This is a genomic window from Psychrobacillus sp. FSL K6-4046 (assembly GCF_038624605.1).
Lineage (GTDB): Bacteria > Bacillota > Bacilli > Bacillales_A > Planococcaceae > Psychrobacillus.
Map to the genome: position 1 here is coordinate 2,706,363 of NZ_CP152020.1, position 14,515 is coordinate 2,720,877.

The window sequence follows — 14,515 nt, forward strand, 5'->3', positions numbered from 1 at the left end:
TTTATCTATGGAATTATTTTTCAATAGATAGTCCCATTAAGTATTCTGCAAGAGCATCTAATTGCTCGTCTGTAAATGGTTTACCGCCATTTAATTGTTCATCAGCAGGCATGATGTTACCTGGTTTATACTCTTGAGGATCACTGATCCATTTTTTTATATTTTCTTTATTGTGTTCCATGAAGCCTGCCACGCGGTTACGATCTCCAAATGTAGCTAAGCTTGGTCCCATTTGACCAGCCATACCTTCGCCACCAGTTGCGTGACATCCAATACAAGTAGCTGTTTGGAATAATTCTTCCCCTTGTTGAGCAAGATCCCCTTCTGCAGTATGTACAGTGGTTTTCATTGCTTCTGCCCACTCATTGAAATCTTCACGATTCATTGATTTTACTTTAAAGTCCATTAATGCATGGGATGGTCCACATAATTCAGCACATTTTCCGTAGAAAACTCCATCTTCTAATCCTGCAGATTCTTTATCGAATACAAGGTAGAATTTGTTTACGTTTTCAACGTTTGTATCTAATTTACCACCGATTGATGGAATCCAGAATGAGTGTTTTACATCAGCAGCCTTCAAATTGAAGAATACTTGCTCATCTGTAGGAACAACTAGTTCTTGTGCAGTTACTATTCCTAAGTCCGGATACTCAAATTCCCACCAGTATAACTTTGCAGTTACATTTACTGTTAGGTTTGTTTTGTTTCCTTCTTCATCCACTTGATCCATAGCTGCAACATCTGCATGCTTATACGTGTAATAAACAGTTGGAATTGCAAGAATAACTAAAAGTATAATTGGAATAACTGTCCAAATAATTTCAAGTGTGTGACTTCCTTCAACCTGTTTAGGAATCACATCTTCTCCAACCTTTTTGCGACTATATCTCGTTAGAGCAATTACATAAATTATCACTACTACTATAATAACTAATGCCATAATAGCTGATGCTAGTAGTAATAGATTAAATTGATCTCTTCCGACTTCTCCCGCAGGTGATAGCGTTGATAAATATTCTTCGCCACAACCCGACAGAAAAATCGTAAGAGCTGCTAACAGTGAAAAAAGTCGCCATTTTTTAAGCCCTTTCATCATAGCTAAATCAAACCCCTCTTTCATTATTGTTTTCAAGTACATTTGGACTGTGGTTCTTTTATATGAATTCTTGTTGACTAAGAAAGAATCCCAAAAATTAAACAAACATAGAGAAGATAATCATTGATACAAATAGAATTGTCATATAGTTCAATGAATAAACGAACATTTTAGTCGCCCATTTAATATCGTCTTCTACTTTAAATCCTTTAACAGCTAAAACTAGCCATCCAATGTTTAACGCTGTTGCAAGTACAACAAAAGCTGTTCCTAGTTCCATCAAAAATAGTGGAAGTGGGAATAGTAAAATCACCCACAGTAGCATAGAAACCTTTGTACGCTTGAAACCTTTGACTACAGGTAGCATTGGAATATTAGCTGCACGGTATTCTTCCACACGTTTCATAGCCAAAGCGTAGAAATGAGGTGGTTGCCAAGCAAACATAATGAAGAACAAGCCTAATGCTCCTAAACTTAAACCTGGCTCTACAGCCGCCCAGCCGATTACCGGTGGGATTGCACCAGAGATACTACCCACAATAGTATTACTGACATGCTTTCTTTTCGACCACATAGAGTACAAAACGACATAACTGATTATACCAGCTAATCCCCATATACCTGCGGAAGTAGATGCCATAAATAAGAAAGCCTCACCTACAACTAAAAACGTGAAAGAAGTAATGAGCACGGCTGTCGGGTTAAATCTACCTGTGACAGTTGGTCTACCCTTCTTACTCTGCATCACTGGGTCGATATCACGATCGATAAAATTGTTCATCGCAGCGGAACCTGCAATTATTAACGCGGAACCAAAAAGCGTGAAAAACAATAAATCTAGCTCGTGAAGAAAGTTTGTATTCGTAAACTGGAAAGCTAACCATAAACCTGTAAAAGTAGTAACTAAATTAGAATTGACAATTCCAATTTTAATCAATGAAAGGAAGTCTTTCAAAAAAGAAGAAGTTACCGGATCTCTGTCGGTTTTGGTCGTAGCGGTTATAGTATGACCATTTGACATGCTGCACCCTCCTTTCAAAGTTGTAAGCATATTCCGCTACCTTATACTATAGCGAAAACTATAACATATTTCTACACAGAAAAGAATTTTCGCATAATAGTACCTAGTAATTTATGTTTCTAAACTGAACATATCAATAGTAAATCATTTGCCCCCCTCATGTGTGAATACTAATTAACGATTTTATGAACAATTTGTGAATAGAGTTTGTCTTATTTAAGTGTTTCGTTGTTTTACATTGTATTTTTGCTCAGGTTTCGATATTATCTAGTAGCAGATACCGCTTTTATTAAGCGAGCAATATATACATAAAGTAGGTGACGTATTGCATATAAACAAATATTTAAAATGGCTAGCTGTAGCTTCAACAATTGGTATGCTCCTAATTCTTTTAGGTGGAGCACTTGTTACAAAGACTGACAGCGGCATGGGTTGTGGTAGACATTGGCCTGGCTGTAATGGACAGCTTATACCAGATGTAATTACCGCTGAAGTTTTAATTGAGTTTTCACATCGCCTAGTTACAGGGGCAGTTGGAATATTAATTGTAGCATTATCCGTATGGGCTTGGCGCGCATTGGGTCATGTTCGTGAGACTAAGTTCTTATCCTTTATGGCTTTCTTTTTCCTTGTGTTGCAAGCATTAATCGGAGCCGCTCAAGTTAAATGGGGACAGGGCGACTTTATCCTCGCACTTCATTTTGGAATTTCCCTAATTTCCTTTGCAGCAGTATTACTTTTGACACTTCTAATTTTCGAGGTAGACAGAAAATTTGATACTGATAAGATTAAAATCGGTAGGACACTGAGATTTCATACCATTGGCGTGGCCTTATATTCCTACATTGTTATATACACGGGGGCATTAGTTCGTCACACCGAGTCAAGTTTAATCTGTAATGACTGGCCACTATGTAACAATGATGGCTTTGCCTTACCAACCAATATGTATGAATGGGTTCAAATGGGGCACAGAGCAGCTGCCGGCCTAATCTTTATCTGGATTTTAATCATTGCTATTCATGTCATCAAGAACTATAAGGATCAACGTGCGATTTACTGGGGCTGGATTATTTCCCTCATACTTGTGTCCTGCCAGGTAGTTACAGGTATGGTTGTAGTATTAACTAAATTAAACCTTTATATCGCCTTACTTCATTCTTTATTTATTTCTCTTTTATTTGGTTTGTTATGTTATCTCATATTATTGTTATCGAGAAGTAAAACAAGCAACTAAATACAGAAGTAAAATAGACTTAGCAGTAAGATTCTTCTTTTCTTTTAAAAAAAACGTAAGCAGACTAGTATCCTTCTAGCATGCTTACGTTTTTTTTCATTGGTCAACTCAATAAAGACATATATGGACTAAAGAATCCAATAGCTTACCAGCTTGCTTAATATCCTATATAAGATTCGCTCGCATCTGGTAATCAACTTTATCTCCTTTTTAAAAGAAAAGACTGTAGGCAAACTCCATAATTCACGATGTTTGCCTACAGTCTTAGATATCATAAATTTTAACTCTGATACCTTTGAGCTATTTTACTTATTATTTTTCCATTTCAATTAATAAATCACCGGTTGCAATTGCTTCTCCTGCTCCTACATGGATAGCTTTTACAATACCATCAAATGGTGCTTGGACGGTCGTCTCCATTTTCATTGCTTCTGTAATAATTAGATGCTGACCACGTCTTACTTCATCACCCGTGGCAACCTCTACTTTCAATACAGTTCCTGGCATAGTAGCACCAATGTGGCTTTCATTAGACGGTTCAGCTTTAAGCTTAGAGAAACTACTTACTTCCATGTTCATATCCTGGATAGTTATTTCCCGTGGCTGGCCGTTGAGCTCGAAATAGATAATTCTATTTCCTTCTTTGTCTGGTTTACTAATCGAAACTAGTTTAATGATCAAGGTTTTACCAACCTCTATTTCTACCTCAATCTCCTCACCCAGTCTCATTCCATACAAGAAAGTAGGTGTATCAAGAACCGAAACGTCACCGAAGTTTTTCTCAGTTGCACAGTACTCATCAAACACTTTTGGATATAAAGTATAGGCTAATATTTCCTGACTATTTACCGGACGCTCTAATTTGTTGAATAGAAGCTCTTTAACCGCATTAAAGTCTACTGGCTCTAATAGTTCACCTGGTCTCACTGTAATAGGTTCACGATCCTTTAAAACCACTTTTTGAAGCTCTTCAGGGAAACCACCATGAGGTTGTCCGATATATCCTTCAAAAAATTCGATAACAGAGTCTGGAAAGTCAATTTTCTTCCCTCTCGTAACAACGGATAGCTCATCTAGGTTATTTTGAACCATAAATAAAGCCATGTCTCCAACAATTTTAGACGAAGGGGTAACCTTTACGATGTCTCCAAATAAAAGATTCACTCGTGAATACATCGATTTTACTTCTTCCCATCTATCCCCTAGTCCTACAGCCTTCGCTTGCTGCTGAAGATTGCTATACTGACCTCCAGGCATCTCATGGACATATATTTCAGAATGCGGGCTAATCATGCCACTTTCAAAGTCTTGATAATATTTACGAACATCTTCCCAGTAGCTAGAAAGTTTTTCAAATGCTTCGACATTACCAATAACATTGCGACCAGATCCCTGCATGGCATAGCTTAAGCTACTAGCACTAGGTTGTGATGTTAATCCAGCCATAGTTCCCAATGCTGTATCAACAATATCTACTCCAGCATCAATTGCTTTAGCATAAGTATAAATACCATTTCCACTTGTATCATGTGTATGTAGATGGATTGGAATATCTACGCTTTCTTTTAATTCTGACACTAAACGATAGGCTGCTTCCGGTTTTAACAATCCTGCCATATCCTTAATCGCTAAAATATGAGCCCCTAAAGCCTCTAACTCTTTTGCCATGTCTTTATAGTATTGAACGGTATATTTGTCTCTAGAGTCATTTAAAATGTCTCCAGTGTAACAAATAGCTGCCTCTGCAATCTTACCGGATTGACGCGTAGCATCAATCGCTACTTCCATTCCTTTTATCCAGTTAAGGCTATCAAATATTCGGAATACGTCTACTCCTGCTTCAGCAGATTTTGCTATAAATTCACGAATCACATTATCAGGATAGTTTTTATAGCCTACTGCATTTGCTCCTCGGAATAGCATTTGAAATAAAGTGTTTGGGATCATTTCACGCATTTTGATCAAGCGGTCCCAAGGATTTTCCTTCAAGAAGCGATAAGCTACATCAAACGTTGCTCCTCCCCACATTTCATATGAGAAAAGATTATGCATACCATGTGCAGATTCTTTGGCAATATTAAACATATCGAAAGAGCGCACTCGAGTTGCAAGTAAAGACTGGTGGGCATCTCGGAATGTCGTATCTGTCAATAGAACATCCTTCTGCTCCTTTACCCACTGAATCAGACCATCAACGCCTCGCTGATCTAAAATATCTTTTGTCCCTGCTGGTGGGTTAGAGGATAAATCGAAAGTTGGCTTTCTAACCGAGCCGAACTCTGGTTTTATCTTTTTCTCTATACCTGGAAACCCATTAATCGTTACATTACCAATGTAATTTAATAGTTTAGTCCCTCTATCCTTTCTTTTAGGAAACAGGAATAATTCAGGTGTAGAATCTATAAAACTTGTATTAAATTTCCCTGACAGGAACGAAGGGTGTTTAACTACATTTTCTAGGAATGGTATGTTTGTTTTAATACCACGGATCCTGAATTCTTGTAAATTCCGATCCATTTTAGCTGCTGCTTCTTTAAATGACATTCCCCATGTGGAAACTTTTACTAGCAAAGAATCATAATATGGAGAAATAATAGCACCTTGGAAGCCATTACCTGCATCTAGACGGACCCCAAATCCTCCTCCTGAACGATAAACGGCTAATTTACCAGTATCTGGCATGAAATTATTCAAAGGATCCTCAGTAGTTACACGCGATTGAATTGCAAAACCAAATAACGGAATGTCAGCTTGGTCAGGTATACCCATTTCAGGAGCATTTAAAGGGATCCCATCTGCTATTTTTATTTGAGCATGAACAATATCTATTCCCGTGATCATTTCTGTAATCGTATGTTCTACCTGGATGCGTGGGTTTACTTCGATAAAATAATATTCATCATCCGTCACTAAAAATTCTACAGTTCCTGCATTTATATAACCTACATTATTCATCAACTTTACAGCTGCCTGACATATTTCATCTCTTAACTTAGGACTTAATGAATTGGAAGGAGCAATCTCTACAACCTTTTGATGCCTACGTTGAATAGAACAATCTCGCTCGTATAGATGGATTAGGTTTCCTTCTTTATCTCCTAAAATTTGAACCTCAATATGCTTTGGCTCATATACACACTTTTCTACGTAAACCTCATCAGAGCCAAAAGCCGCTTTTGCTTCTGATTTTGCTCTATCGTAAGCGCTCTCAAGATCTTCCTCAGTTTGTACTACTCTCATTCCACGACCACCACCACCAAGAGAAGCTTTAATCATTAGAGGGTAGCCATGCTTTTTACCAAAATCACGAATGGATTCCAAGTCTTCTAGTGGTCCATCACTTCCCGGTATAACAGGAATTCCAGCTTTTACAGCTTGTTCTCGTGCCTTTACCTTATCTCCAAACATATCTAAATGCTTAGATGTTGGACCAATAAAAATAATGCCTTCTTCTTCACATCTTTTTGCGAACTCTACGTTTTCTGATAGAAAACCGTAGCCTGGATGTATAGCATCGGCCTTACTTTCTTTTGCAATGCGAATAATATCTTCAATGTCTAGATAAGCATCGATCGGTTTTTTATCTTTACCCACCAAGTAAGACTCATCTGATTTAAAGCGGTGGAAGGAACCGCTATCTTCTTTTGAATAAATAGCTACGGTACGCAAATTTAACTCGGTACAAGCACGAAATATACGAATAGCAATCTCGCCTCTATTTGCTACTACTATTTTTTTAATATTATTCATCCCATTGCACACTCCTTATGATTTAGTCTTTTCAAGTTTAACAAACATTGACACATTCATCAGTATACCAATGGCAGCAGATAAGATAATGATGGAGGTCCCCCCGTAACTTATAAAAGGAAGTGGTACACCAGTAAGCGGGATTATTCCAAGCATACCGCCAAGGTTGACAAATGTTTGAAACCCTATGATGCTTGCGATTCCAGCAGCTATCATTCTAGCCTGAGGATCTCTAGTTTTTATACTAATCATTATCGCCTTAAACACTAGGAAGAACAAACCGCATAACACAATCAGAACACCTACCAAGCCTAACTCCTCAGCAATAATGGCCATGATAAAATCTGTATGTGGCTCTGGTAAATATCCATACTTTTGGTTAGAATTTCCCAAGCCCAGCCCTGTCAGCCCGCCTGATCCAATAGCAATATATCCATTTACTATTTGGTAGCCAAAGCCCTGTTCATAATCAAAAGGATTGAAAAATGCTTCAAGTCTACCTAACCTACGTTCTGTCAGAAGCGAATCTTTTAAGAAATATATAAAAGTTAAGGCAATAACTATTAGTATACCAATTAATCCCATTAGTTTGGAGTATGACTTAAATTTGATACCGCTTGCAGCAATAACAGATATGGCTACAAAACTTATAATCATTGTATTTCCAACATCAGTTTCAAGCATAATGAGAACAAATACGAAAAATAAAACTAACAAAGGAGGTCCTACAGACTCATTCAACTTATCCAAGGTTCCATTTTGATATTTTTTCGTAAAGATACTAGCAAAGTATAAGACTATTACAATTTTAGCAATTTCTGATGGCTGTACATTACCAAAACCTAAACTCAGCCAACTTTGGGATCCACTTTCTCCACCTACTCCAATAAAATGAACGAGAATGAGTAGGATAAACATTACTCCAAGCATCAACTGCATCATAAATCGACTCTTATAATGCTTGTACGGAAACAACGCAGCTAAAAAAAACACAGGCAAAGATAATAACAAATTAAGCTTTTGCTTGTTGAAGAAATAATCTGGGGTCCATCCATACCTTTCAACGGACCAAACCATGCTCGCACTATATATCATTACTAGACCGAATAAACAAAGAGCGATGTAAACAAAAAATACAGGATAGTCAAAGTTTTTAATAAAACGTTTTATATAAGCATTCATATGAAAGACCTCAATTTCTTTATAGAAAAAAACTCAAACAGTCTGCTTGTTTGAGTTTTAACATTATTTTTCTGTGTGAATCTCGTGTAAAACAGACAACTCTTTTTCAAGTGAAGCAATAATCTCTTTACCTTCACTTTTTTCTAAAAGTCCAAGTTTTACCGCGAAATCTATTTCACGAGATAATCCAAACATTTGCGTGTCTAAAACCTCTTCATAAAGAGGGCATTGAGGCATTGTTAAGTTATCCATTTGCACTTTTATCAATTGGGCAATTTTTTCAGCATCTTTTTTTAAGAGCACTAAAGCTTTATCTTGATAGGAAAGTTCTATATTAGTATCCATGAGGACGCCCCCATTATTATTATTTCTTGTTCTTTACCTCCCTAAAGTGTATCTTTTGATTGGAAAAATTGCAAGTGTTCTCTCGCTTAGGTTTAATCGAAAAGGAAATATTCTTTTTAAATTTCACCTTTTATCTGTATACTAATATAGATTAGACAGTTAAGAGGAGGCAATTTGCATGGAATTTATAATACCTATTACAGGAGCAGTTAAATTTAATATAACGTTGGATCCCACTGTGTGGATTTTTGATGATCGTAGAATTGACCTAGATGAGTTTTTTGAAGGTAAATATGAGTATAAAGATTTAGACGAGGAATACACAAAGGTCACTTCAGCTCATTGGTCTCGTGAGATTATAGAGGGATCTACAAATCCCCCTACATTAAAATCAGAAAAGAAATATGAAAAGACTAAAATGCTTTCTAACACTTATGGCATTGAGTTAACACCATTTATTCAAAATGCTGAACCATTAAAAGAGGCAAAGCACTTAATAATTGAAACAAGCGAAGGAAATCATACTATTTCCTTAGATGAAATGGATGATATTCTAGTTAAATTTAGTCACAAGGGCAAGCCTCTTCGTGAAGATGGTCCCGTCCATATTATAAAAAAAGATGGAAGTAACCTGAATGATCCGATTAGATACGTAACTGCATTTCGATTAGAGTAGGAGTGTTGTATATGAAAGTGCAATGTGTGATATGTGATCGAATTGATGAAATTTCTTCTGATTTACCACTAGCAAAAAAATTAAGAAACCGACCTATTCACACTTATATGTGCGAAGAATGTCATGATCGAATCGAGTATAAAACGAAGGAACGCCTAGCTACTGGTAAGTATATCTCCTACAAAAGTTCTCGATTAATTGAAAATGAGTTTTAATTAATCAAGACTAGGACCATACTTATCTTCCAAATCAAAAAGACCTAAAATTTTTACTTACAGAAAATTTCTAGGTCTTTTTTTCTGCTTTTACTTATAAGAGAATAAAAACGAAGCTAGTACATAATTAGTTTCATTTTACGCAAAAAGAGAATTGCTTTGTGGAATTCTCTTTTTGCGTTTTATTTTGAAAGTGGCTATGTTAAAGGTAAAGGTTGATTTTAAATACACATAAAAATGAGCTAGGATATTTCCTCCTGGCTCATTTTACTTTGATACTGAGTTTTTACTAAAGCACTCGTTAGCTTAATAAATATTTCCTCATTTCACTTACAAACCACTTTATCATTTTATTATCTTTAAATTATCTAGGGGTAAAAATACTATTTTTGCGGTACCTAATATTTTTTCCTCTGAAACAAATCCAACACGAGGGTCCCTGCTATCTGTGCTATCACGGCGATTATCTCCTAGTACAAAAAAAGTACCATCTGGTACAGTTGTTTCACCTAATTTTTCCTCTAATGTAAAGTCTCCAGTAAGTGTATCATTGTCTAACAAAGCTTTTTTATATTCCTCTAAGTAGGGTTCTTCGTACCTCTCACCGTTAATAAAAAGTTCATCGTTTTCATAAGCAATGCGGTCACCAGGAATACCAATAATACGTTCGATGTAGTTAGTATCTTCTTTGGCTTCAAATACAATTACATCAAATCTTTGATAATCAATCAATTCTGGTCCGATTTTGTTCACTACTACTTTGTCACCATTTTCAAACGTTGGCATCATAGAGGCACCGTCAACCACAATAGGTTCAAATAGGAAAAATCGAATACCAAATGCAAATAAAAGTGCAATTCCTATTGTCTTTATCCATTCAAATAATTCATTTTTTTCTTTTGTTTTTCTCAACGTCATAACCCCTTTCTCTTTATAAACACTTACATTTAATAATACCTACTACTTAAACTAAACTACCTCATTAGTTTAAGTATAACATTTCACAAACTAAATCGCTTCACGAAAAAACAACCCTAGCCTTTAACAGAGCCTTGAAAATATATAATGAGATGCCATCCTCGTACTGCATATTTTCTAAAATTTGTGACCATGGATGCGAGCCCAAGAGCTTCGTCTAACTTCGTCTTTCCTAGAACGCCTAACTGGGGTAGCCATTGTTCTCCGTTACTGTGAACGCTTTCCTGTGGCCTATAGTCTCTTTCTAGTAGTCGCAACCTTCACTCCGAACAACTAATATTACTTCTATAAGCAGATAATCTCTACATGGTTTCGGAAGAAGATATAAAAAGAAAGCAGACCGAATTTTACTCATCGTAAAATTTGATCTGCTTTTAATTTTGAGGTGGATTATGTCTCAGCCTCGTTTATAGATTTAAAGTAGTCTACCTAAGTAGTCGAACCTCTTTTTTCTAGTTTTAATCGTATTTTATATATGATTAATATCAATGCAGCAACTAACAATGCTTCCACTACCGGAAGGAAAAATGCTAAGAAGGTCAACATTAAGCAACCTAACAAAAGGAAAATATAGATAACTACATTTTGCTTAAACACTAACTTCTTTGCAAATCCAAGCTTGTACACTAGCACCGACAATAAAAATATGACGATAAATAAAACATAGCCTGATACAGTAAAGTTGGGCATTGTTTCATATATAAACCTAGCGATAGAAGACATTCTACCCATTACTAGATCTTGTTCCTCCAAGGCTTGTCACCCTTTCAGTTCCTATTCCTGATCTGCACTTTTCTTTTTCTTCGTTACGCGTTCACGTTCGCTCTTCTCAAGAATTTTTTTACGTAAGCGAATAGACTCTGGTGTTACTTCCAGGTATTCATCATCGCCAAGGAATTCTAATGCTTCTTCTAAAGTTAAGATACGTGGGCGTTTAATAACATTTGTTTGGTCTTTATTTGCTGAACGAATGTTTGTTTTTTGTTTCATTTTAGTTATATTTACTGTGATATCAGCATCACGAGTATTTTCACCAACAATCATACCTTCATAAATTTCAGTACCTGGCTCTACGAATAGAGTTCCACGGTCTTCAATTTGCATCATACCATAAGTTGTTGCTTTTCCTGTTTCCATAGAAACAAGTACACCTTGGTGACGTCCGCCAACGCGACCTGCCACTACTGGTTGGTAGCTGTCAAATGTATGGTTAATGATTCCGAACCCTTTAGTCAAGGACATGAATTCAGTTGAATATCCGATTAATCCACGGGCAGGAACCATGAAAATCAAACGTACTTGGCCATTCCCACTATTAATCATATCTACCATTTCGCCTTTACGTGTACCCATAGACTCAATGATTGAACCTACACAGTCTTCTGGTACATCAATTTGAACGCGTTCAACCGGTTCACATTTTTTGCCATCAATTTCACGAATAATAACTTCAGGTTTAGATACTTGAAGCTCAAAACCTTCACGACGCATGTTCTCTATTAATATAGATAAGTGGAGTTCTCCACGACCAGAAACAACCCAAGCATCAGGTGAATCTGTATCTTCTACTCGTAAAGAAACATCTGTTTGTAATTGTGAACGAAGACGTTCTTCAATTTTACGAGATGTAACCCATTTACCTTCACGACCAGCAAACGGTGAGTTATTTGTTAAGAATGTCATTTGTAGCGTTGGCTCATCGATACGTAATGGAATTAAAGCGTCAGGATGGTCTGTAGGACAAACTGTTTCCCCTACGTTAATTTCTTCCATACCAGAAACCGCTATTAAATCTCCAGCTTTTGCAGATTCAATCTCTACACGTTTTAAACCGAAGAAACCAAACAATTTAGAAACACGGTAATTTTTAACTTTGCCATCTAATTTCATTAATGAAACTTGTTGACCTACTTCAATTGTACCGCGGAATACGCGACCAATACCGATACGGCCTACATAGTCATTATAGTCAAGTAATGCAACCTGGAACTGTAATGGCTCATCTGAATTATCAATTGGCGCTGGAATAGATTCAATGATTTTCTCAAATAAACACTTCATATCTTCTTCTTGGTTAGCTGGGTCAGCGTCTAAAGAAGCAGTCCCATTAACACCTGAAGCATATACTACTGGGAAGTCTAATTGATCGTCATCTGCACCTAACTCTATGAAAAGTTCTAATACTTCATCTACTACTTCTAGTGGACGAGCAGAATCTTTATCTACTTTGTTAACTACAACTATTGGTATTAATTTTTGTTCTAATGCTTTCTTCAATACAAAACGTGTTTGAGGCATACAACCTTCATATGCATCTACAACTAGTAAAACACCATCTACCATTTTTAAGATACGCTCTACTTCTCCACCAAAATCAGCATGGCCAGGTGTATCCAAAATATTGATGCGTGTGTCTTCATAATTTACAGCTGTGTTTTTTGCTAATATAGTAATTCCACGCTCGCGCTCTATATCGTTTGAGTCCATTGCTCTTTCGTCAACGTGTTCATTAGAACGGAACGTTCCTGATTGTTTTAATAATTGATCGACTAAAGTCGTTTTTCCATGGTCAACGTGTGCTATAATAGCTATGTTTCTTAAATCTTGACGTAATTTTGTCATATTTCCACTCCATATTCTTTTTTCATGTCCATAACTGTGCTATTATAACACAAGTAGAACTAAAGTTATAATATTTTTAATTATTTTCTTGGGGGTAATTGTTTTGAGTAACATTAAATGGGTTTTTGTATTGTTTTCTCTAGGCGCAATGTTGTCTATGGGTTTAATAGGAGTTGCTATTGCATTACGTAATATTCCGTTAGCATTATTGTTTTTAGCAATGTTATTTGTAGTAATGGGATTTGGCTTTAAAACGAAAAAGAAAATGCGTGAACAAGGGTTATTAGAATAGGAAAATCTAAATAAGCCCGAGTTTTTTATAATTATAGCTGGGTAGTTTATCAATTCTTTCTACTTCAGTAGAGGCTGGTCCTGACTAACGTCACTGACCAGTCTCTTTTTTTAAAGCCTTAATTCTTATCAACGATTACTTGTATGGTTTTCGACAATATAATTTTATAAGATTCTATTATATTTTTTAAATATATGAAACGAACTCATTTATTTTAAAATAATATATTTTGATAATAGTTGTTCATGAAGATTAGGCTTAGAGACTATAAATGAATTTTGTTTTAACAGATTTATAGGCTCGTTAGATAAGTTAGTAACAACTGCTCCCACTTCGTTTGCTATTACCATTCCTCCAGCGATATCCCATGGTGAAAGTCTCATGGACAAATATGCATCTAATCTTCCAGTGGCTACATAGGCAATCTCAATTGCAGCAGACCCAAAGGATCTAGTTCCTCTAGACGTTTGCACGAGCTCTATCATTCCATCGTGATGCACCATTCGATTTGGTACAACCCAACTAGCATTCACCCCTATAATAGATTTCTCTACTGTCGTACTCTCAAGCCGAGGGATCCTCACGTCGTTTAGGTATGCCCCTTGTCCCGAAGCAGCACTTAGTAAATCATCATCCATAACATTATAAATATAACCAAGAATTCCTTCGCCGTCCTTGTAAATACCTAACGATATAGCAAAGTTTTTCTTGAAGTGAATAAAGTTAGTAGTCCCATCAATTGGATCTAGCATCCAAACGTAGCCATCCAAATTTTCTATCTTATCTCCAAACCCTTCCTCTCCAAATATACGATGGTTTGGAAAATCTTTTTTAATATGTCTAATAAAAAACTTTTCTGTTTCCTTATCAATATTAGTAACTAAGTCATTCGCTTCCGACTTAGATTCGATAATTAACTCCTCCGAGAATGAGCTTCTTATTTGAGTCGCAGCTTGTTTAATCAATGATTTTGCATACTTATCAAGTATATGTAAGTCCATGTTACCACCCCTTCTATGTTCCTGTTAACTGACCGTCATACATGCTTTGCATATACTTAGTCTTAGTATAAAGAAAAAAACACCGGCTGTCTTTCAA

Annotated in this window: 13 protein-coding genes; 4 read left to right on the forward strand and 9 right to left on the reverse strand. The window is 36.3% G+C overall.

The window, feature by feature from the left end; genetic code table 11:
- Nucleotides 1–13 precede the first annotated feature (13 nt).
- Nucleotides 14–1,099 (reverse strand): cytochrome c oxidase subunit II, encoded by a 1,086-nt coding sequence (gene coxB / locus MKY09_RS13435; RefSeq protein ID WP_169358947.1) that lies wholly within the window; start codon nucleotides 1,097–1,099, stop codon nucleotides 14–16.
- A 97-nt stretch (nucleotides 1,100–1,196) separates the two neighbouring features.
- Nucleotides 1,197–2,120 (reverse strand): heme o synthase, encoded by a 924-nt coding sequence (gene cyoE, locus MKY09_RS13440; RefSeq protein ID WP_298471909.1) that lies wholly within the window; start codon nucleotides 2,118–2,120, stop codon nucleotides 1,197–1,199.
- Nucleotides 2,121–2,445: 325 nt separating this feature from the next.
- Here cyoE and MKY09_RS13445 point away from each other — a divergent pair, with 325 nt between their 5' ends.
- Nucleotides 2,446–3,357 (forward strand): heme A synthase, encoded by a 912-nt coding sequence (locus MKY09_RS13445; protein WP_298471907.1) that lies wholly within the window; start codon nucleotides 2,446–2,448, stop codon nucleotides 3,355–3,357.
- A gap of 312 nt (nucleotides 3,358–3,669) precedes the next feature.
- On the opposite strand, the gene pyc is transcribed toward MKY09_RS13445, so the two are convergent.
- From pyc to MKY09_RS13460, 3 genes are all read right to left on the reverse strand, one after another.
- On the reverse strand, nucleotides 3,670–7,107 hold the full coding sequence (gene pyc / locus MKY09_RS13450; RefSeq protein WP_251552952.1) for a pyruvate carboxylase: 3,438 nt from the start codon (nucleotides 7,105–7,107) through the stop codon (nucleotides 3,670–3,672).
- A gap of 15 nt (nucleotides 7,108–7,122) precedes the next feature.
- Nucleotides 7,123–8,289 (reverse strand): FtsW/RodA/SpoVE family cell cycle protein, encoded by a 1,167-nt coding sequence (locus tag MKY09_RS13455; RefSeq protein WP_251552953.1) that lies wholly within the window; start codon nucleotides 8,287–8,289, stop codon nucleotides 7,123–7,125.
- Nucleotides 8,290–8,352: 63 nt separating this feature from the next.
- Nucleotides 8,353–8,634, reverse strand: a complete 282-nt coding sequence (locus tag MKY09_RS13460) for a YlaN family protein (protein WP_169358943.1) — start codon at nucleotides 8,632–8,634, stop codon at nucleotides 8,353–8,355.
- Between the two features lie 178 nt (nucleotides 8,635–8,812).
- Here MKY09_RS13460 and MKY09_RS13465 point away from each other — a divergent pair, with 178 nt between their 5' ends.
- Nucleotides 8,813–9,310: a peptidyl-prolyl cis-trans isomerase gene (locus tag MKY09_RS13465; RefSeq protein WP_342566869.1), complete on the forward strand. Its 498-nt coding sequence runs from the start codon at nucleotides 8,813–8,815 to the stop codon at nucleotides 9,308–9,310.
- Nucleotides 9,311–9,321: 11 nt separating this feature from the next.
- Nucleotides 9,322–9,525, forward strand: a complete 204-nt coding sequence (locus tag MKY09_RS13470) for a YlaI family protein (RefSeq protein WP_169358941.1) — start codon at nucleotides 9,322–9,324, stop codon at nucleotides 9,523–9,525.
- 345 nt (nucleotides 9,526–9,870) lie between these two features.
- On the opposite strand, the gene lepB is transcribed toward MKY09_RS13470, so the two are convergent.
- The 3 genes from lepB to typA all read right to left on the reverse strand — a co-directional run bounded on the left by lepB (nucleotide 9,871) and on the right by typA (nucleotide 13,125).
- On the reverse strand, nucleotides 9,871–10,437 hold the full coding sequence (gene lepB, locus MKY09_RS13475; protein WP_342566870.1) for a signal peptidase I: 567 nt from the start codon (nucleotides 10,435–10,437) through the stop codon (nucleotides 9,871–9,873).
- 495 nt (nucleotides 10,438–10,932) lie between these two features.
- A complete protein-coding gene (locus MKY09_RS13480; RefSeq protein WP_251552969.1) occupies nucleotides 10,933–11,235 on the reverse strand; it encodes a YlaH-like family protein in 303 nt (100 codons plus the stop codon).
- Between the two features lie 42 nt (nucleotides 11,236–11,277).
- The gene (typA, locus tag MKY09_RS13485; protein ID WP_169358939.1) at nucleotides 11,278–13,125 is read right to left on the reverse strand and encodes a translational GTPase TypA; all 1,848 of its coding nucleotides are present in this window, start codon (nucleotides 13,123–13,125) and stop codon (nucleotides 11,278–11,280) included.
- A 103-nt stretch (nucleotides 13,126–13,228) separates the two neighbouring features.
- Here typA and MKY09_RS13490 point away from each other — a divergent pair, with 103 nt between their 5' ends.
- Nucleotides 13,229–13,417 carry a YlaF family protein gene (locus tag MKY09_RS13490; RefSeq protein ID WP_169358938.1) on the forward strand — a complete coding sequence of 63 codons (189 nt, stop codon included), beginning with the start codon at nucleotides 13,229–13,231 and terminating at the stop codon, nucleotides 13,415–13,417.
- 209 nt (nucleotides 13,418–13,626) lie between these two features.
- On the opposite strand, the gene MKY09_RS13495 is transcribed toward MKY09_RS13490, so the two are convergent.
- Nucleotides 13,627–14,418 carry an inositol monophosphatase family protein gene (locus MKY09_RS13495; protein WP_342566871.1) on the reverse strand — a complete coding sequence of 264 codons (792 nt, stop codon included), beginning with the start codon at nucleotides 14,416–14,418 and terminating at the stop codon, nucleotides 13,627–13,629.
- Nucleotides 14,419–14,515 lie beyond the last annotated feature (97 nt).